General features: G+C 73.3%; 16 protein-coding genes and 2 pseudogenes. 7 read left to right on the top strand and 11 right to left on the bottom strand.

The features are described from left to right. Positions 1–32 precede the first annotated feature (32 nt). On the bottom strand, positions 33–908 hold the full coding sequence (locus ACSYGO_RS37190; protein WP_460389297.1) for a shikimate dehydrogenase: 876 nt from the start codon (positions 906–908) through the stop codon (positions 33–35). A gap of 226 nt (positions 909–1,134) precedes the next feature. On the opposite strand from ACSYGO_RS37190, the gene ACSYGO_RS37185 reads away from it, so the two are divergent. Both ACSYGO_RS37185 and ACSYGO_RS37180 read left to right on the top strand, forming a co-directional pair. Further along, positions 1,135–1,800, top strand: coding sequence for a TetR/AcrR family transcriptional regulator (locus ACSYGO_RS37185; protein WP_460389295.1), 666 nt, complete (start codon positions 1,135–1,137; stop codon positions 1,798–1,800). Between the two features lie 306 nt (positions 1,801–2,106). Then, on the top strand, positions 2,107–3,402 hold the full coding sequence (locus ACSYGO_RS37180) for an MFS transporter (RefSeq protein WP_432174145.1): 1,296 nt from the start codon (positions 2,107–2,109) through the stop codon (positions 3,400–3,402). Positions 3,403–3,802: 400 nt separating this feature from the next. Here ACSYGO_RS37180 and ACSYGO_RS37175 read toward each other — a convergent pair whose 3' ends face one another. Further along, positions 3,803–4,255, bottom strand: coding sequence for a PPOX class F420-dependent oxidoreductase (locus ACSYGO_RS37175; RefSeq protein ID WP_426681576.1), 453 nt, complete (start codon positions 4,253–4,255; stop codon positions 3,803–3,805). Positions 4,256–4,431: 176 nt separating this feature from the next. Here ACSYGO_RS37175 and ACSYGO_RS37170 point away from each other — a divergent pair. From ACSYGO_RS37170 to ACSYGO_RS37160, 3 genes and pseudogenes are all read left to right on the top strand, one after another. After that, positions 4,432–5,022: pseudogene (locus ACSYGO_RS37170) on the top strand (TetR/AcrR family transcriptional regulator); the annotation flags it as partial. Positions 5,023–5,135: 113 nt separating this feature from the next. Continuing rightward, a complete protein-coding gene (locus tag ACSYGO_RS37165; RefSeq protein WP_460389293.1) occupies positions 5,136–6,554 on the top strand; it encodes an MFS transporter in 1,419 nt (472 codons plus the stop codon). Between the two features lie 30 nt (positions 6,555–6,584). Then, a complete protein-coding gene (locus ACSYGO_RS37160; protein ID WP_460389291.1) occupies positions 6,585–7,811 on the top strand; it encodes a serine hydrolase domain-containing protein in 1,227 nt (408 codons plus the stop codon). Positions 7,812–7,857: 46 nt separating this feature from the next. Here the strand turns inward: ACSYGO_RS37160 and ACSYGO_RS37155 are convergent, their stop codons facing one another. The 3 genes from ACSYGO_RS37155 to ribA are packed head-to-tail and all read right to left on the bottom strand — an operon-like array spanning position 7,858 to position 10,708. Continuing rightward, on the bottom strand, positions 7,858–9,003 hold the full coding sequence (locus tag ACSYGO_RS37155) for an NAD(P)/FAD-dependent oxidoreductase (RefSeq protein WP_432174064.1): 1,146 nt from the start codon (positions 9,001–9,003) through the stop codon (positions 7,858–7,860). Continuing rightward, positions 9,000–10,004, bottom strand: a complete 1,005-nt coding sequence (locus tag ACSYGO_RS37150) for an ornithine cyclodeaminase family protein (protein WP_460389289.1) — start codon at positions 10,002–10,004, stop codon at positions 9,000–9,002. Before ACSYGO_RS37150 ends, ACSYGO_RS37155 begins: the two co-directional genes overlap by 4 nt. Next, positions 10,001–10,708 (bottom strand): GTP cyclohydrolase II, encoded by a 708-nt coding sequence (gene ribA / locus ACSYGO_RS37145; RefSeq protein ID WP_426681581.1) that lies wholly within the window; start codon positions 10,706–10,708, stop codon positions 10,001–10,003. Before ribA ends, ACSYGO_RS37150 begins: the two co-directional genes overlap by 4 nt. A gap of 39 nt (positions 10,709–10,747) precedes the next feature. On the opposite strand from ribA, the gene ACSYGO_RS37140 reads away from it, so the two are divergent. Next, the gene (locus ACSYGO_RS37140) at positions 10,748–11,557 is read left to right on the top strand and encodes a creatininase family protein (RefSeq protein ID WP_426681582.1); all 810 of its coding nucleotides are present in this window, start codon (positions 10,748–10,750) and stop codon (positions 11,555–11,557) included. Between the two features lie 161 nt (positions 11,558–11,718). Here the strand turns inward: ACSYGO_RS37140 and ACSYGO_RS37135 are convergent. From ACSYGO_RS37135 to ACSYGO_RS37115, 5 genes and pseudogenes are all read right to left on the bottom strand, one after another. Beyond that, a pseudogene (locus tag ACSYGO_RS37135) lies at positions 11,719–12,477 on the bottom strand (lysylphosphatidylglycerol synthase transmembrane domain-containing protein); the annotation flags it as partial. Positions 12,478–12,776: 299 nt separating this feature from the next. Then, the gene (locus ACSYGO_RS37130; protein ID WP_435228503.1) at positions 12,777–13,718 is read right to left on the bottom strand and encodes a methyltransferase domain-containing protein; all 942 of its coding nucleotides are present in this window, start codon (positions 13,716–13,718) and stop codon (positions 12,777–12,779) included. Then, a complete protein-coding gene (locus tag ACSYGO_RS37125; protein ID WP_426681584.1) occupies positions 13,715–14,938 on the bottom strand; it encodes a glycosyltransferase family 4 protein in 1,224 nt (407 codons plus the stop codon). The genes ACSYGO_RS37130 and ACSYGO_RS37125 overlap by 4 nt, the downstream gene beginning before the upstream one ends. After that, the gene (locus ACSYGO_RS37120; protein ID WP_028805644.1) at positions 14,935–15,333 is read right to left on the bottom strand and encodes a 6-pyruvoyl trahydropterin synthase family protein; all 399 of its coding nucleotides are present in this window, start codon (positions 15,331–15,333) and stop codon (positions 14,935–14,937) included. The genes ACSYGO_RS37125 and ACSYGO_RS37120 overlap by 4 nt, the downstream gene beginning before the upstream one ends. 136 nt (positions 15,334–15,469) lie before the next feature. Beyond that, a complete protein-coding gene (locus ACSYGO_RS37115) occupies positions 15,470–16,450 on the bottom strand; it encodes a zinc-dependent alcohol dehydrogenase (RefSeq protein WP_432174066.1) in 981 nt (326 codons plus the stop codon). A gap of 106 nt (positions 16,451–16,556) precedes the next feature. Between ACSYGO_RS37115 and ACSYGO_RS37110 the strand changes: the two genes are divergently transcribed. Further along, the gene (locus tag ACSYGO_RS37110) at positions 16,557–17,408 is read left to right on the top strand and encodes a CDP-alcohol phosphatidyltransferase family protein (protein ID WP_426681586.1); all 852 of its coding nucleotides are present in this window, start codon (positions 16,557–16,559) and stop codon (positions 17,406–17,408) included. Here the strand turns inward: ACSYGO_RS37110 and ACSYGO_RS37105 are convergent. Further along, entirely contained in the window at positions 17,365–17,820 is a 456-nt protein-coding gene (locus ACSYGO_RS37105) for a COG4315 family predicted lipoprotein (RefSeq protein WP_345648814.1), read from the bottom strand. The two genes, ACSYGO_RS37110 and ACSYGO_RS37105, sit on opposite strands and share 44 nt — an antisense overlap. Between the last annotated feature and the right edge of the window lie 21 nt (positions 17,821–17,841).

Below are 17,841 nucleotides of genomic sequence, written 5' to 3'. Positions count from 1 at the left end.
GACGCGATGCGGCCGGACGGGGTCGGCCGGTGTCAGTGCCGGGCGGGCTCCGCGCCCGCGAGTTCGGTGATGTCCGCGAGCATCCGGGCGCTGTCGGGTTCCCGCCCGGTGAAGAGCCGGAACGCGTCGGCCGCCTGGAAGGCGGCCATGCCCCCGCCGTCGAGGGTCGCGCAGCCGAGCGCGCGGGCGGTGCGCAGCAGCTCGGTCTCCAGGGGCCGGTAGACGACCTCGGCGACCCAGAGCCGGGGGTGCAGCAGCGCGGCCGGGAGCGGAAGTCCGGGGTGGGCCGCCATCCCGGTGGGGGTGGCGTGCACGATGCCGTCGGCGTCGGGAAGGAGACCCGCGAGCGCGTCCGGCGACGCGGCGGCGGCCCGGCCCGCGCCGAAGTGGGCTTCGAGGGCGGCGGCGAGGACGGCGGCACGGTCCGGCACCGCGTCGACGACGGTGACCTGCCCCGCGCCCAGGGTGAGCACCGCGTGCGCGACGGCCGCGCCGGCGCCGCCCGCGCCCAGTTGCACGACCCGCTCCAGGGAGACGTCGGGCAGACCGCGGGCGAAGGAGGCGGCGAACCCCGTGACGTCGGTGTTGTGCCCGATCGCCCGGCCGTCCTCGAAGACGACGGTGTTGACCGCGCCGAGCGCTCGCGCCTGCGGGGCGAGTTCGTCGAGGTGGTCGATGACCAGCTGCTTGCAGGGATGCGTGATGTTCAGGCCGTCGAAGCCGACGTCGCGGGCGGCGCGGACGAGTTCGCCCACCGCCTCGGGGCCGACGCCGAGCTCGTCGATGTCGATCAGCCGGTACAGACAGCGCAGTCCCTGCCGGTCGCCCTCCCGTTCGTGCAGTGCCGGGCTGAGCGAGGGGCCGATGCCGGCTCCGACGAGGCCGACGAGATACGAGGTCTGGGACACGGCGGAGCCTCCAGGGGCGAGGACGGTGACCGGTCGGTGGACGGTGTCGGCGGACGACCGGCCGGGCGACGGCAATGCTGGCTAATGTACGAACTGGTTCGTTAGTCATATCAAGCCTCACGCCCGATGGGAAGGGGCCCGCCGGCGGCGCCCGCGACCGGGACGGCGGGCCGGCGGTCCCTGCTTCTACAATCGCGGGCACCTGCCTCTCGCCCGAAGGAACCCGATGACCAGCGTCGAAGAACCGGCACGACCCAACGGGCGGATCCGCGACGCCGCCCGCACCAAGGCCGAGATCCTCGACGTGGCGACCAAGGAGTTCGCGCGCGCCGGCTACACCGGCGCCCGGGTCGACGAGATCGCGGCCCGCACCCGCACCACGAAGCGGATGATCTACTACTACTTCGGCGGCAAGGAGCAGCTCTTCACCGCGGTCCTGGAACGCGCGTACTCGTTGATCCGGGAGGCCGAGCAGGAGCTGGACGTCGAGCACCTGGACCCGGTCGCGGCCATCCGCCGGCTCGCCGAGCTCACCTTCGACCACCACGAGGCGCACCCCGACTTCATCCGCCTGGTGAGCATCGAGAACATCCATGAGGCGGAGCACATCACCGCCTCCGAGGAGCTGGGCAGGATCGGTTCGCCCGCGCTGGACGTGATCGGCCGCATCCTGGAGACGGGCCGCAGGTCGGGCCTGTTCACGGCCGATGTCGACGCGGTCGACCTGCACGCGATGATCAGCTCGTTCTGCTTCTTCCGGGTCGCCAACCGGCACACGTTCGGGGCGCTGTTCGGCCGGGACCTGGTCGCCCCGGACCAGCGCGAGCACTACCGCACCATGCTCGGCGACATGGTCATCGCCTATCTCACCGCCGACCGCGCGGCGGACTGACACCCCGCGGAAGGCATCCTCCGGGGCCCGCGGACCGCGGACTCCTCGCGCACACCCTCTTGACACCCGGGAAACGCGGGCGCACCATCCCTAGCCATCCGCTACTAACTATCCAGTGGGTTAATTAGCCGGGGTGCGTCATCATCGGAGAGCACCCACTCGGCACCGCCGACCCGTACACCCCCAGGGCCCCGGCACCTCTCCCCCGCCCGCACTCCCGTCCCCGGAGTTCCCTCGAAGGAGCACGCCGTGTCCGACCCCGCCGCCCCGCTCGACGCGCCTCCCGGCCAGCCCCGGAAGGCGGCCATGGCCGCCTGGATCGGCAGCGCCCTGGAGTACTACGACTTCTTCATCTACGGCAGTGCCGCCGCCCTGATCTTCCCGAAGGTCTTCTTCGACGAGTCGGACCCGGCGACCGCGACCCTGCTCTCGCTGGCCACGTTCGGTGTCGCGTACGCCGCCCGCCCCGTCGGCGCCCTGTTCCTCGGCCACTTCGGCGACCGGCTCGGCCGGAAGAAGATCATGGTCTTCACGCTGATCCTGATGGGACTGTCCACGTTCCTCATCGGCTGTCTGCCCACCCGCGCCCAGGTCGGAGGCCTCGCCCCGGTGCTGCTGGTGCTCTGCCGGGTCCTCCAGGGCATCTCGGCGGCCGGTGAGCAGGCGAGCGCCAACTCGATGACGCTGGAGCACGCGCCGCAGGACCGGCGCGGCTTCTTCACCAGCTTCACCCTCAGCGGCACCCAGGGCGGCCAGCTCCTCGCGACGCTCGTCTTCCTTCCCGTCGCCGCGCTGCCCGAGGACCAGTTGCTCTCCTGGGGCTGGCGCCTCCCGTTCTGGCTGAGCGTCGCGGTCGCCGTCGTCGGCTACGTCATCCGGCGCACCCTCGAGGAGACCCCGGCCTTCACCCGTCAGGCCGCGACCGAGGGCGTGGTCAAGCTGCCCCTCGCCGTACTGTGCCGCGACCACTGGGCGGACGTCCTGCGCGTGGTGGCGGGCGCCCTGATCGCCTCGGTGAGCACGATCTTCACGGTGTGGGCCCTGGCCTACGGCACCAGCGACACGGTCGGCCTGTCCCGTACGCAGATGCTGTGGGTGGGCGCGCTCGCCAACATCGTCGCCCTCGGCGCCATCCCCGCCTGGGCCACGCTCTCCGACCGCATCGGCCGGCGCCCGGTCTATCTGATCGGCGCGGCGGGCAGCGCCGTCCTGATGTTCGCCTACCTGTGGGCCATCTCGACGGGCTCGTACCCCTTGGTCCTGCTCTTCGGCGTCCTCGCCTTCGGTGTCGTCTACAGCGCCGCGAACGGTGTCTGGCCGGCCTTCTACGGCGAGATGTTCTCGACGCGCGTGCGGCTGTCCGGTGTGGCGATCGGCACCCAGATCGGCTTCGCCGTCGCCGGGTTCGCCGTCACGTTCGCCGCGCAGATCGCCGGGCCGGACGGTGCGGACTGGTCGTCCGTGGCCCTGTTCACCACGGCACTGTGCGTCCCGCCGGTGCTCGCCGCGCTCTCCGCGCGCGAGACGCACCGTGTGCCGACGGACCGGCTGGGAGAGTCCGCGACGGGGGAAGCCGCGCGGCACGAGACCGTGACGGTCTGACCCGCGGCCCCGGCGCGGGCCTTCCGCGCCACCGCCTGGCGTGATCCCGGGCAGGCGCAAGTCCCCGTCCGCGCACCGCGGTTCGGGGACTTGTGCGTGCCCGCCCCGGCAGGGGCACTGTTGACAGGTGACGTCTTCGGCAAGAACATCGGCCGCAACGAGCACGAAGTGACAGTACGGCCGCGTGGCACCGCCGCGCGGCGAAGGGGGCGGGCAGGCGACACGGGCGCGCCGGTGGCGCGCCCGCACGCGAGGGAACCGCTCAGCACACCCCGGCCGGGTTCAGGGGCGGCCGGTGTGCGCGGAGCGCCCGTCGCGTGACGCCGCCCGACCACCCGCCCCGTGGCCTGTCCGACAGCTCCCGGCGCCGCCCGCCGGGCAGGCGGGAATTGTCGGGGCCTCAGCGTCCCCGGGGAATGCCGTACGCCCGCTCGACCCGCAGCCGCAGCACGAGCCGGCGGTCGCGGACCATCGCGGCCCGGTAGTCGTCCCAGTCGGGGTGCTCGCCGAGGACGTCCCGGTAGACGCGGACGAGTTCGTCGACGGTCTCGTCGTGCGGGTCCGCCGCGACGGGCGTCAGGTCCGCCGTGCCCTCGGCGACCGTGTAGGCCCACCGGTCGTCGCTGGTCACGTGGTACGAGGCGCGCGGATCCCGGCGCAGGTTGCGGGTCTTGGCGCGGTCGTCGGTGAGGGAGACCCGGATGACCCCCTCGTCGGGGTAGTAGGCGTGGCTGACGTTCGACAGCTGGGGCCGTCCGTCCTTCTTGAGGGTGACGAGCACCCCGCCCTTGTACTCGGAGAGCAGCTTGAGCAGTGCGTCCTGTGTCGCGTCCTGAGGCGCTTCCTGAGTCATGCACTGATCAACGCCCCGTCCGCGCCCGGCATTCCGTGCCGGGGCCGCCCGTGTCCGTCGTGCACCCGGGCGACGGCCACTCGGCGCACCCGGGCGCCCGGCACTCGGCACTCGGCACTCCTTCCGGCCCCACCACCGCGTAGACACTGTCTACGCTGCGGTGGTAGACAGTGTCCATGAGCGAGCAAGAGACCACCGGACTGCGCGAGCGGCTGATCGAGGCCGGCGTCGACCTCGTCGCCGAGGAGGGGGCGCAGGCACTGTCCCTGCGCGAGATCGCCCGGCGGGCGGGCGTCTCGCACGGCGCTCCCCGCCGCTACTTCCCGACCCATCTGGAGCTGCTGTCCGCCATCGCCCACCGGGGCTTCGCCGATCTGCAGGCCCGCGCGACGGCGGCCGTGGGTTCGCCGGAGACGGCGGTCGGCGCCGGCGCGCACCCCCGGGCCCTGCTGGCCACGCTCGCCGGGGTCTACCTCGACTTCGCACTGACCCGGCGCGGGATGTACGAGCTGATGTTCCGTCACGACCTGCTGGAGAGCAATCGACTGGGGCTCAGGGAGACGAGCCTGCCGATGTTCGCCACGCTGGTGGACCTGGTCGCGCGGGCTCGCCCGGGAGCCGACGCCCCCGTCGTCGCGGGCGCGCTGTGGGCGAACCTGCACGGCATCGCCCAGCTGTGGGGCTGGGGCAGCCTCCAACTCACCACCGGTTCGGACGACTTCACACCCCTGCTGCGCGCGGCACTGGACGCCCACCTGGGACCGGAGGATCCGGACGCCCCCGTGCACTCGGGCGATCCGGGCAGCCGCCAAAGCCCGGAGGGGCCGGACGCCCGCCTCCGCCCGGAGCATCCGGGCGGCTGCTTCGGGAAGGACGACGCGTGAACCCGGCCGTGTCACCGGGCCGTCGACGGCTCACGCTCGCCGCCAGTGTCGTCGGCGCCGTGATCGTCGCGCTGGACGGCACCGTGCTGACCGTCGCACAGCCCGCGCTCCAGCGCGATCTGCACGCCTCGTTCGCAGAGGCCCAGTGGACCAGCACCGGCTACCTCATCGCGGTGGCCAGCCTGCTCGTGTTCGCGGGACGCGTCGGGGACCGTTACGGCCACCAACGGGTCTTCGCCGTCGGCGTCCTGGGCTTCGGCGCCGCGTCGGCGGGCATCGGTGCCGCACCCGGCATCGGCTGGGTGATCGCACTGCGGGTGGTTCAGGGCGTGTTCGGGGCCCTGCTCCAGCCGGCCACGCTCGGGATGCTGCGAGCCGCGTATCCCCCGGACCGACTGGGCATGCCCATCGCGCTGCGGACGAGCGCCATCGGCCTGTCGGCGGCCGCCGGTCCCCTCGTCGGCGGGGCGCTGGTCACCCATCTCGGGTGGCGGGCGGTCTTCTTCCTGAACGTCCTGCCGGCGCTCGCGACGGTCGTCGCGGCGCTCGCCGTCCGCGCCCCGGCCCGCCGCGACGGCACCACGCCGGCCGGCGGTCTGGACGTGCCCGGCGCCTGCCTGCTCGCGGTGGCCCTGGTGGCGCTGGTGCACACGCTGACCGGGTTTCCGGGGACGGACCGGCCGGCCGCGACCGTGCTCGGCGCCGCCGTGTGCGCGGCGGCAACAGTCGTGTTCGTGCGCCATGAACGCCGCGCCACGCATCCGCTGCTGCCGCCCGGCGTCCTCGGACCGCCGGCCGTCGGCCCGGCACTCGGCCTGCTGGCAGCCGCGTCGGCGGCGATGCTCGGCTCGCTCTTCGTCGGCAGCTATTTCCTTCAACGCACCCTGGGGCTGAACCCGTTGGAGACGAGTCTGCGGGCGCTGCCGGGCGCCGTGGCCATGGTGGCCGGCGCCCCCGTCGCCGCGATGCTCGCGCGCCGATTCGGTCCCCGCCGGACGGCCGTCGCCGGGACGGGCGTGCTCACCCTCGGAGTCCTGCTGCTCTCCCGGCTCGACGAGACGTCGACGGCTCTGTCCGTCGGCGTCGGCTTCCTGCTGCTGGGTGCCGGCTTCGCCACCGTGATGGTCACCGCCACGGAGGTCGTCGTGCGGCACGTCCCGGCAGAGGCGGCGGGCGTGGCGGGCGGGCTCCAGCAGACGGCGATGAACGTGGGCCCCACCTTCGGGGTCGCGACGGCGGCCACGCTGATGACGCTCGGCACCGGCGTCGAAACGGGGCCGCCACTGACCGTGCTCGCCGCGGTGTCCGCCGTCGGCGTGCCGCTGGCCCTGCGGTTTCCGGGGCACAAGAGGGACACGACCGCCGATCGGGGTCGGCGCGGACAGCACGCTCCACCGGTCCGTACGAGATCATGAACGCCAACAGCCGCGGCGCGGAGGGAAACGATGGGACACCTGCGAAAGGAGGTCGAGCCGGGCGAGGCCGGACTCGACCGCAAGGCGCTGGACCGCCTCGACGGGCACTTCGCCGGGCTGGTCGACGAGGGCCGGCTGCCCGGCTGTCTCGTGGCACTGGCCCGGCACGGCCGCGTCGCCCACCTCACCACGTACGGCCTGCGCGACCGTGAGGCAGGACTTCCAGTGGAGGACGACACCCTGTGGCGGATCTACTCCATGACCAAACCGGTCACGACGGTGGCCGCGCTGATGCTCCTGGACGAAGGGCGCCTGCGTCTCGACGACCCGGTGGCGGACTTCGTCCCGTCCTTCGCCGACATGCGGGTGTACGTCGACGGGTCCGGCCCCGGCACCCGGACCCGCCCCGCGCGACAACCCGTGCTGCTGCGCCATCTGCTGACCCACACCGCCGGGCTGACCTTCGGCTTCTACCACGCCCACCCCGTCGACGCGCTCTACCGGGACGCCGGACTGACCCCGTCGGTGCCGCCCGGCGCGGACCTGGCCGAGACCGTCGACGTGTACGCCGGGCTGCCGCTCCAGTTCGAGCCGGGCACCGGGTGGAACTACTCGGTCGCCACCAATGTCGTCGGCCGCGTCGTCGAGGTGGTGTCCGGTGTCGGCCTCGACACCTTCCTCGCCGAACGGATCTTCCGCCCGCTCGGGATGACCGACACGGGCTTCCAGGTCACGGACGAGCAGTCCGGCCGGCTCGCCCAGCTCTACGGGGAGGGCGGCGACGGAGGGATCACGCCGGTCCCCGGTCTCCCGCTGCACGGCCGCCCCCGCTTCCTGTCCGGCAGCGGCGGCCTGGTCGCCACGGCGTACGACTACCACCGCTTCATGGAGATGCTGCGCCGCCGCGGCGAACTCGACGGAGTACGGCTGCTCGCCCCCGGGACCGTGGACCTGATGGTCTCCAACCACCTGCCGGGCAATGCCGACCGACGCACCTTCGGCGCCCCCGTCCACCAGGAACCCGGCAACGCGGGCCTGGGGTTCGGGCTCGGTGTCTCGGTCGTGGTGGACCCCGGGATCACCCGGTCCCCGTCCTCCGAAGGCGCGTTCGGCTGGAGCGGGGTCGCCACCACGACGTTCTGGGTGGACCCGCGCCGCGACCTGACCGTGCAGTTCCTGAGCCAGGTCCGCCCGGCGGGCTCGAACCCGCTGTTCCCCGAGCTGAAGCGGCTCGTGCACGAAGCGGTCCTGGACTGACACGTGGCCCGCACGGCCATGCCGAGCGCCCGGTGCGGCGGCACGGTCAGACGACGTTGACCTCGCGGCGCGGGGCGTCCGCGGCGAACCGGTCGGCGCTCAGCGGGCCGACGTCGACGAAGGGGGCACGGCCGAGGTACAGGTCGCGGACGACCTCGCCGACGGCCGGCCCTTGCAGGAAGCCGTGGCCCGAGAACCCGGTCGCGTACAGGAAGCGGGAGAGCGAACGTGCCTCGCCGATCAGCGCGTTGTGGTCCGGCGTGACCTCGTACAGGCCCGCCCAGCCGCCCGTCCTGCGCAGGTCGAGCAGAGCCGGAGCCCGGTGCCGCATGGCCTCGTACAGGCGGGGGATCCAGCGGTCGTGCGTCCGGATCGAGAAGCCGGGCGTCTCGTCCGGGTCGGACATGCCGAGGAGGAGGCCGGGGCCCTCCGCGTGGAAGTAGAGACTGCTGGCGAAGTCGATGGTCATGGGCAGGCCGGGGGGCAGGCCGGGGACGGGTTCGGTGACGGCGATCTGACGGCGCAGCGGCTCGACCGGGAGATCCACGCCGGCCATCGCGCCGATGCCCCGTGACCAGGCGCCCGCGGCGCACACCACCGTGTCGGTGGCGATCCGCCCGAGGTCGGTGAGCACGGCGGTGACGCTGTCGCCGTGCGTCTCGATGCCGGTGACCTCGCAGTGCCGCAGCAGGGTCGCGCCGTGGCGGCGGGCCCCGGCCGCGTACCCCTGGACCACCGCCTCGGGTGTGCAGTGCCCGTCGTCCGGCGAGAAGGCCGCGGCCAGCAGCCCGTCGGTGCTGATCAGCGGGGACAGCCGGCGCGCCTCCGCCGGGTCGATCAGCCGGCTGGGCACGCCGAGCGCGTTCTGCAGCCGCACCCCGGCCCGGAACGCCTCCACCTCCTCGGGCGTGGAGAGCAGGAACAGATAGCCGACGCGGTGCAGTCCGATGTCGTGGCCCGGCTCCTCCGCGAAGCGGGCGAACGCCTCCAGGCTGCGGGCGCCGAGCTGGATGTTGAGCTCGTCGGAGAACTGCGCCCGCACGCCGCCGGCCGCGCGCGAGGTCGACCCGGAGGCGAGTTCGTCGCGCTCCACGAGCACCACGTCCGGCACTCCGGCGCGGGCCAGGTGGTAGGCGATGCTCGTGCCGATCACACCGCCCCCGACGACGACCACGCGCGCGGTCCCGTTCACGGCCGTGCCCCGTGGGCCCGGGCGACCTCGATCACGGCCCAGGCCGCGGCGGCGTCCTGGACGCCGAGTCCGACGCTGTTGTAGAAGACGATGTCGTCGCGCCGGGTGCGTGCCGTCCGCCGGCCGGTGAGGACGGCGCCGAGCGGGATCAGGTCCTCGCGGTCGAGCCACCCCTCCCGTAGCGCCCCGACCACCGGCCCGGCGTGTTCCGCCGCGGTGCCGGGATCGTCGACGACGACCGCGGCGGCCCGTCGCAGCACGTCCGCGTCGACCTCGCTGCGGGTGGGTTCGAAGGACCCGACGCTGACGACCGTGCAGCCCGCCGCCAGCCGTGCGCCCCGCACGACGGGCGTGGCGCTGAGGGTGCAGGCCGCCACCATCGGCAGACCGGCCACGGCCCCCTCGGCCGAGTCGACGGCCTCGACGAGGATGCCCAGCTCGGCCGCGAGGTCCCGGGCGGCGGCCTCCCGGCGTCCCGGGTGCGGACTCCACAGCCGTACGGACCGCAGGTCCCGGACCTGCGCGACGGCCCGGGCGTGGGCGAGGGCCTGGGTGCCCGAGCCGAGGATCCCGAGCTCCGTGGCGTCGCGGTGGGCCAGCACGTCGAAGGCGACGGCGGAGGCCGCGGCGGTGCGCAGCGTCGTCACCGCGGTGCCGTCCATGACGGCGACGAGCTGACCGGTGACCGGGTCGAGCACGGTGATCACCGCGTGCACGGTGGGCCGTCCGGCCGCCGCGTTGCCCGGGTTGACGCTGCCGATCTTGGCGACGGCCCCGGTGCCGGCGGACAGCCGCGCCAGATACGCGAAGACGACGCTGTCGTCGAAGCGGCTGGGGTGCATGATCTTGCCAGGCAGCTCCGCGGTGCCGTCACCGAGCGCGGTGAAGGCCGCCCGCTGCGAGGCGATCGCCGCGCCGGGGTCCAGCAGCCGGGTCACCCGCGCACGGGACAGGTACAGCGGGCCCGCCTCGTCGATGTCGTCCTCGGCGTGTTCGGTCATTCCTCAGTGATAACCGTCTTCGCCGATCCGCAAAAGATCGCGTCCGCCCAGCCGTCCCCGTCAAGGTGGGGCAGGTAGTGGTCGAGGCGCTCCCGCTTGGTCAGCAGATAGGCGAGGTTCTCCTCGCACGGCGGGATCAGCAGGGGGACCTGCTCGGCGACCTCGATGCCGTGCCGCACCAGGGCCTCCCGCTTGCGGGGGTTGTTCGACAGCAGGCGCACCGAGCGCACCCCGAGGTCGTGCAGGACGTCCGCCGCCACCCGGTAGTCGCGGGCGTCCACCGGGAAGCCGAGGGCGAGGTTCGCCTCGACGGTGTCCAGCCCCTCGGCCTGGAGCTTCATCGCGCGGAGTTTGCCGATCAGGCCTATCCCGCGCCCCTCGTGGCCGCGCAGATAGACGAGGACGCCGCGGCCCTCGGCGACGATGGCGCGCAGCGCGGCGCCGAGTTGGGGGCCGCACTCGCAGTGGGTCGACCCGAAGGCGTCTCCGGTCAGGCACTCCGAGTGGAGCCGCGTCAGCACGTCCCCTTTCTTCAGGGAGGCCAAGTCCCCGTACACGAGGGCGACTTGTTCTTCACCGCGGTCGTGGTCGAAGTAGCCGACGGCCTGGAAATCGCCGTACTTGGTGGGCAACGGGGCAATCACGGCTCGTTCGACACCTGAGAGAGGGGCATTCCCGTCGAGTACGCCAAAGTTGTCTGTCATGATCTGGTTCCTAAGCAGAGTCGAAAGGGCCGTGGAAATATGAGTGGTTCGGGAACGCGCTCGACGGTATCCGGTCTGTTGCCGCTGGACACCACCCAGGACGTGAAGGAACGGGGGGCCGGTGTCACCCGTCAGGTCGCCGTTCTTCCCGTCGGCAGCTTCGAACAGCACGGCCGGTTCCTGCCGTTGGCCACCGACACGCTCGTCGCGTGCGCCGTGGCGCGGGAGGTTGCCGCCGCCTATCCGGTCCATCTCCTTCCTCCGGTGACGATCTCCTGCTCGCACGAGCACTCCGCCTGGCCCGGGACCGTCAGCATCTCCGCGGTCACCCTGCACGCGATGGTCCGGGACATCGCCGAATCGCTGCGCCGTTCCGGCGTCGACACCCTGGTGGTGGTGAACGGACACGGCGGGAACTACGTCCTCGGCAATGTCGTCCAGGAATCCGCCGGCACCGGTACCCGCATGGCGCTTTTCCCGGCCGTGGAGGACTGGGAGGCCGCGCGTGAACGGGCCGGTGTACAGACCTCGTTGCTCAGCGACATGCACGCGGGAGAAATCGAGACCTCCATTCTTCTGCACGCCCATCCGGAATGCGTGCGGGACGGTTACGCATCCTCGGATTTCCTCGCGGACGACCGGCGGCATCTGCTCACCCTCGGGATGTCCGCCTATACCGATTCCGGTGTCATCGGCCGTCCTTCGCTGGCTTCTGCCGAGAAGGGGAAGGAAATACTGGCCGCGCTGACCGACGCGTTCGGAGCGTATTTCTCGCTGCTGACCTCGCCGACGGCGTCCTTCGGCGAAGAGGCTCCGGCGGACGGGACTTCGGCGGTCGACGGGCCGTGAGCGGTGGTTGATCGTCGGCATCGGTCGCGCCCTCCTGCGCTCTCCTCCCGGGGGCGCCGGAGGGCGGCGGCCCACCGGACGACCAGGACGACGAGGCCCGGCAGGCTCGCCGCGAAGCTGAGCACTCCGTAGACCACGGCGACGGTCAGGCCCATGCTCGCGCCGAGCCCGGCGGCCCCGAACGCCCACGCGGTGACGCCCTCCCTGGGGCCCCAGCCGCCGACGTTCAGCGGCAGGCCCATGGCGAGCAGGGCCAGCAGCGCCAGCGGCACCAGCCGGACGGTGGACGCCCCGGATCCGGCGACCCGGGCGGCCACCACGAACATGGCCACGTGCCCGGCGAGCACGGCGAGGGACGAGAGCAGCACGCCGGGCCAGCTTCCCCGGGCGAGCAGGGCGTCCCGCGCCTGAGCCAGGGTCGTGCGGGCGGCCCGGAACCGCTCGGTGCGACCGGACGCCCGGCGCCTGCGCACGGCGCCGACGGCCACCGCACCGCACACGGAGACGATCGCCAGCAGCAGTGCCAGCCGTCGGGTCTGCGTGAGGACGGGGGACGGCTGCGTGGCCAGCACCGCCGCTCCCACGGCCACCAGCACCAGCTGTCCGGCGGTCCGTTCGAGGACGACCGCCCGCACGCCGCGGCCGATGTCCCCGGCGCTCTGCCCGTGCCGTACGGCGCGATGCACGTCGCCGAGGACTCCGCCGGGCAGCGCCGCGTTCAGGAACAGGGCGCGGTAGTAGTCGGCGACGGCCGCGCCCAGCGGGAGCCGGATGCGCAGCGCGCGTGCCACCACGGACCAGCGCCAGGCGCTCAACACCGTGGTGAGCAGGCCGATTCCGAGTGCGACGAGCAGCGTCGTCGCGTCGATCCGCCGCAGTCCGTCCAGGAAGACGCCGGTCCCGAGTCGCCAGAGCAGCACGGCGAGGATGACGACTCCGGCCGTCGTGCCGAGGTGCGTACGTATCCGGGGGGAGCCGAGGCGGGCGCGGACGGCGGCCGGAACTCCGCGCCGCCGCAGGGCCCCGCGGCCGCCGTCGCCCGGTGCCTCGTTCGCCGCGCCGCCCTCCGGGACGTCGACACCGGCGCGGATCGGGACGACATCGGCACCGGCGTGCTCACCGAGCGCCTCGCGACGGGCGCGGATCAGCTCCGCGCGGGCCTCCTTGACGCGGGTCCGGTCGGCTATCGCCTCGATCCCCACCGACTCCAGTCCGGCGCTCACCGCGCACCGCCCGGCAGCGCCAGGAGGTCGCTGTGGTGGACCACCGCCCTCAACTCGCCCGCCGCACAGGCTTCCAGGCGAGACGTCAGATACGACTCCGCCCGGGGTGCCAGGTCGGGACGCTGTTCGACGGCCGCGCCGACCCAGCCGCGCAGCCACTCCTGGGCGAGCTCGGCGTCGTCGGGGCCGAGCCGCCAGGGGCTCGGGTGCACCCGTACCGTCGCGCCGTACCGCCCGAAGGCTTCGCAGGCCGTCGTGACGGCGTCCGGGCCGGTCAGTTCGTCACGGCGCTGGTGGGCGTTGAACGCCTCGGCGATCTCGGCGTCGAGCGGGTCGGCGGGCGTGAGTTCGACCCGTCCGACGACGGACAGCGTCAGCAGGGCGGGGACGCCGGCGCCGGCGCAGGCCGCGGCGAGCCGGTCGATCTCGTCGGCGGTCAGCACGTCCAGCAGGGCGGAGGCCGTCACCAGCGAGGCGCCTTCGAGCGCGTCCGCGGTGAGCCGGCCGATGTCGCCGCGCTGCGTGGTGACCGAGACATGGCTGCCGTCGGCCGCCGCGCGGGGCGCTCCGGCGGTGGCGAAGTGCAGCAGGTAGGGGTCGCGGTCGTGGAGCACCCAGTGCTGGGCGCCGTCGATCCGGGGAGCGAGCCAGCGGCCCATGGAGCCGGTGCCGCAGCCGAGGTCGTGCACCACCAGGTCGCCGCGCCCCGGCCGGTTCGCGAGCCGGATGCGCAGCGGGTCGAGCAGGTCGTGCGCCCGCGCCGAGGCGTCGGCCCCCTCCCGCAATCGGAGCCACTGCGGTGCGTATCGAGTCACGTCGTCGGCGTCGGCCGTACGCGCGCGCTGACCGGGCACAGCGGTCCTCCCCGTCGTCTGAGGCACCCCGGGCACGGCCGTGCCCGGTTCGGGAGCCCCCGCGGGGCTCGTCGCCGTGCTCATGCCGCCCTCCGGGGTTCCCTGGGCAGCCGGGACAGCACGCCGGCGAGACTGCGGGCCGTGGCGGCCCAGCCGTCGAGCGCGGCGCGCCGGCTGCGGGCGGCGGCCTTCAGCCGGCGGCGCACGTCGGCCTCGCCGAACCAGCCGCGCAGTTCCACGGCGAGCGCCGCCGGGTCCTCCGGCGGTACCAGGATTCCGGGCACCCCGCCGTCGGGTGCGCGTCCGACCGCTTCGGGAAGGCCGCCGACATCGGTCGCCAGTACGGGGATCCCGCGGGCGAGCGCCTCGGTGACGGCCATGCCGTAGGTCTCCGCGTAGGAGGTGAGGACCATCAGGTCGGCGGCGGCGTAGCTCGCGTCGAGTTCCGCGCCGGCCTGCGGTCCCGCGAGGTGCAGTCGGTCGCCGAGGCCGTGCCTCTCGATCAGGGCGCGCAGTCGGGCGACGTACGCCGGGTCCTGGGTGAGTCCCCCGACGCAGACGCAGCTCCAGGGCAGGTCGGTGACGGTCGCGAGGGCCTCGATCAGCCGGTGCTGTCCCTTGCGCGGGGTGACGGCGGCGACGCACAGCAGGCGGGAGACTCCGTCGGTGCCGGGTGCGAGCGGCGCGATGTCGGCGCCGGGCGCCGCGACATGGACGCGGTCCGGGGCGAGGCCGTGGTGGGAGACGAGGCGGCGTACGGCCCAGTCGCTGGTGGCGACGACGGCCGGTACGGCTCGCAGCGTCGCGCGTTCGAGGGCGTCGAGCTCCGCGGCGACCGCCGGCGGCAGCCCGGTCTCGTCGCCGAGCGGCAGGTGCACCAGCACCGCGAGGCGCAGCCGTTCGGCCTCGGGCACGACGATCTCGGGGACACCGCAGGCGACCAGGCCGTCCAGCAGGACGACGGTGCCGTCCGGGAACTCGGCCAGTGTCCGGGCGAGTTCGGTGCGGGCGGCTGCCCCGGGCCGGGGCCAGTCGCCCGGCACGGCGTGCCGGTGCACCTGCCAGCCGAAGCCGGGCAGGTCCAGGCAGAGCCGGCGGTCGTAGGCGTTGCCGCCGCTCGGCGCGGCCGGGTCGTCGACACCGCCCGGCATGACGAAGTGCACGGAGCGCAGGGACATGGGGATGATCTCGGCGTTCTTGAGTGCCGTGTGCCGCACGGGCCGGTAGGTCAGGGACATCTGGTCCCTGGGCCCGGACGCCGGGCCCCGGTTCGGGATGGCCTGGTCGAGGGTCGTGTCGGTCACAGCGCACGCTCGTAACTCGCCCAGGCGATGTGCGACTCGTGCAGGGTGACGGTGATGCCGGACAGGCCGTGGGCGCCCTCGCCCAGGGCCCCGGCGTGCACGCGGTCGGCGAGCCGGTCGGCGATGACCTTGGCCAGGAACTCCGTCGAGGTGTTGGTGTCCTTGAAGTCGGCTTCGTTGTCGAGGTTGCGGTAGTTCAGTTCGCTCACGACGGCGCCGAGTTCCTGCGTGGCCAGTCCGATGTCGACGACGATGTTGTCGTCGTCCAGCTCGGCGCGACGGAAGGTGGCGTCCACCAGGAACGTCGCCCCATGCAGGCGCTGCGCGGGGCCGAAGACCTCGCCACGGAAGCTGTGGGCGATCATCAGGTGATCGCGGACGGTGATGCTGAACAACGGACGACCCTCCAGGTGCGGTGCGTCTGATCCCCTGCCGGGGCACGTCGTGTAGTACGGCTGCCTGGTTCTCCTTGTTCAGCCGCCCGTTCCCCTTTCTTCGGAGTCCTCGGAGGTCAGGCAGCTTGCCGCGGGCTCAAACGTCGTCGTAGACCACGCGGTGGCACAGGCCGGGTATGGATCCGGCGGCGAGCTTCGCCATGACGTCGGGGAGTTCACCGAAGGCGCACTCGCCGGTGACGAGCGCGTCGAACGCCGGCTCGGCGAGCAGTTCCAGGGCGAGCGCGAGCCGGTCGGCGTACGTCCTGCCGGCGCGGCGGGCCGGGGAGACGGAGCCGACCTGGCTGCTGCGGACGACCAGGCGGCGCGAGTGGAAGGCCTCGCCGAGCGGCAGGCTGACGCGCCGGTCGCCGTACCAGCTCAGTTCGAGCACGGTCCCCTCGTCGGTGAGGAGTTCCAGGGACCGGGTGAGCCCGGCCTCGGTGGCGCTGGCGTGCACGACGAGGTCGCATTCACCGGCGGCGTCCCCGGGCAGCGCGAAGTCGACGCCGAGCGCCCGGGCGATGTCCGCCCGCGACGGGTCGGCGTCGACGAGCTGCACCCGTACGCCGGGGAAGCGGGCGAGCAGCGCGGCGACCGAGCAGCCGACCATGCCGCCGCCCACCACGGCGATCCGGTCGCCGACCAGCGGAGCCGCGTCCCACAGCGCGTTCACCGCGGTCTCCACGGTCCCGGCGAGCACGGCGCGCGGGGCGGGCACGGTGTCCGGTACGACGGTCACCGCCTCCACCGGGACGACGTAGTGCGTCTGGTGCGGATACAGGCAGAAGACGGTCCGGCCGAGCAGCGACTCGGGTCCTTCCTCCACCTGGCCGACGCTCAGATAGCCGTACTTGACCGGCGCGGGGAAATTCCCCTCCTGGAACGGTGCACGCATCGAAGCATGCTGGCTTTCCGGAACGCCGCCGCGGAAGACGAGGGTCTCGGTGCCCCGGCTCACCCCGGAGTAGAGCGCGCGCACCCGCACCTGCCCCTCGCGGGGCGCGGGCACGGTGACTTCGCGGATCTCGCCGTGTCCGGGAGAACCGAGCCAGAAGGCCCGGGCTGTGAGTTCCATGAGCGTCCCCCTGAACGATTCAGCAGATCTTCACGTACGGAGCGGTGACAAGCCGCGCACTGTACGCGGCGTTGATCGACTCTGTCATACGGCCGGAGGATGTGCGGTGGCCCTGAACAACACGTACGACGCGAGGCTTCCCCAGCAGGAGACCATCGTGGGAGCCGGTGTGCAGCTCGTGCTGCTGGCTCTGCTGGGCACGGCGATCGGTATGGGGCCCGCGGGCTGGCTCACCGGTCTGGCCTTCGCGATCGCCACCTGGGCGGTGCTGACCCGGGCCCTGCGCCGTTCACGACCGCGCTCCTTCGGTCCGGCCAACCGGGTGACGCTGGGCCGCGCGATCCTGGTGGGCGGGGTCACCGCGCTGGTCGCCGACTCGTTCCAGAGCTCTCCCCCGGTGAGCCTGCTGGTCGGTCTGACGGCGGTCGCGCTGATCCTCGACGGCGTCGACGGCAAGGTGGCCCGGCGCACCGGCACCTCCTCCGCCCTCGGTGCCCGCTTCGACATGGAGGTCGACGCGTTCCTGATCCTGGTGCTGAGCGTGTACGTCGCGATGTCGCTCGGCCCGTGGGTGCTGCTGATCGGCACGATGCGCTACGCGTTCGTCGCCGCGGCCCGGGTGCTGCCCTGGCTGAACGCCGCGCTGCCGCCGAGCATGGCGCGCAAGACGGTCGCCGCCATGCAGGGGATCGTGCTGCTCGTCGCGGGCGCCGGGATCCTGCCGCGCGCGGCGGCCGCGGCGGCGGTGCTGCTGGCCCTGGCGCTGCTCGTGTGGTCGTTCGGCCGGGACGTCGTGTGGCTGTGGCGCCGGGGCGGCCGGACGCCCGCGGCGGCGGACCGCGGCGCCGGGGCGGGCCGCGACGACCGGAACGCCGGCATGGACCGGCCCGCCACCAGGGTGCTCGCGCTGTCGGTCAGCTCCGCTTCCCGGCCGGCACCGGCGCGTTCCGAGGGTTGATGACGTGCCAGAACAGGTCGACCCCGTTGGTGTCGGCCGGCTGGACGTCGTCGGTGTACCAGTACAGCGGGAAGCCGTCGTACGTCACCTGGTTCCCTCCGTCGGGCCGGGGGACCGTGCCCAGCGTCCCGGCGATGCCGGGCGGCAGGCGGAGTTCGACGCCGGGCGGGCTGAGCAACGGCTTGCGGGTGTCCGTGCAGGGGCCCACACAGGTGACGGTTCCGGAGCCCTCCGGGTCGAAGCGGTAGAGCGTACGGCCGTTCGGGTCCGTCAGCACGCGCCCCATCGTGTCGGTCTCGGCGACCATGACGGTCAGCCGGGGCGGCTCGGGCGCCGCCATCGCGGGGTAGGGCAGGCCGAAGCAGGACGCGAACGCCACCGCGGCCAGCAGGGGGGTGACCGGTCGACGCATGATGCTCTCCTCGCTCTGTCG

It is taken from the genome of Streptomyces krungchingensis, assembly GCF_054729265.1.
This window is presented reverse-complemented; position numbering and strand designations above follow the sequence as displayed.

Bases quoted from the DNA above. Each gene is read 5' to 3' on its own strand.
- ACSYGO_RS37180 (WP_432174145.1), top strand. From the start codon at position 2,107: ATGGCCGCCTGGATCGGCAGCGCCCTGGAGTACTACGACTTCTTCATC.
- ACSYGO_RS37130 (WP_435228503.1), bottom strand. From the start codon at position 13,718: ATGAGCACGGCGACGAGCCCCGCGGGGGCTCCCGAACCGGGCACGGCC.
- ACSYGO_RS37160 (WP_460389291.1), top strand. From the start codon at position 6,585: ATGGGACACCTGCGAAAGGAGGTCGAGCCGGGCGAGGCCGGACTCGAC.
- ACSYGO_RS37105 (WP_345648814.1), bottom strand. From the start codon at position 17,820: ATGCGTCGACCGGTCACCCCCCTGCTGGCCGCGGTGGCGTTCGCGTCC.
- ACSYGO_RS37115 (WP_432174066.1), bottom strand. From the start codon at position 16,450: ATGGAACTCACAGCCCGGGCCTTCTGGCTCGGTTCTCCCGGACACGGC.
- ACSYGO_RS37150 (WP_460389289.1), bottom strand. From the start codon at position 10,004: ATGACCGAACACGCCGAGGACGACATCGACGAGGCGGGCCCGCTGTAC.
- ribA (WP_426681581.1), bottom strand. From the start codon at position 10,708: ATGACAGACAACTTTGGCGTACTCGACGGGAATGCCCCTCTCTCAGGT.
- ACSYGO_RS37185 (WP_460389295.1), top strand. From the start codon at position 1,135: ATGACCAGCGTCGAAGAACCGGCACGACCCAACGGGCGGATCCGCGAC.
- ACSYGO_RS37140 (WP_426681582.1), top strand. From the start codon at position 10,748: ATGAGTGGTTCGGGAACGCGCTCGACGGTATCCGGTCTGTTGCCGCTG.
- ACSYGO_RS37175 (WP_426681576.1), bottom strand. From the start codon at position 4,255: ATGACTCAGGAAGCGCCTCAGGACGCGACACAGGACGCACTGCTCAAG.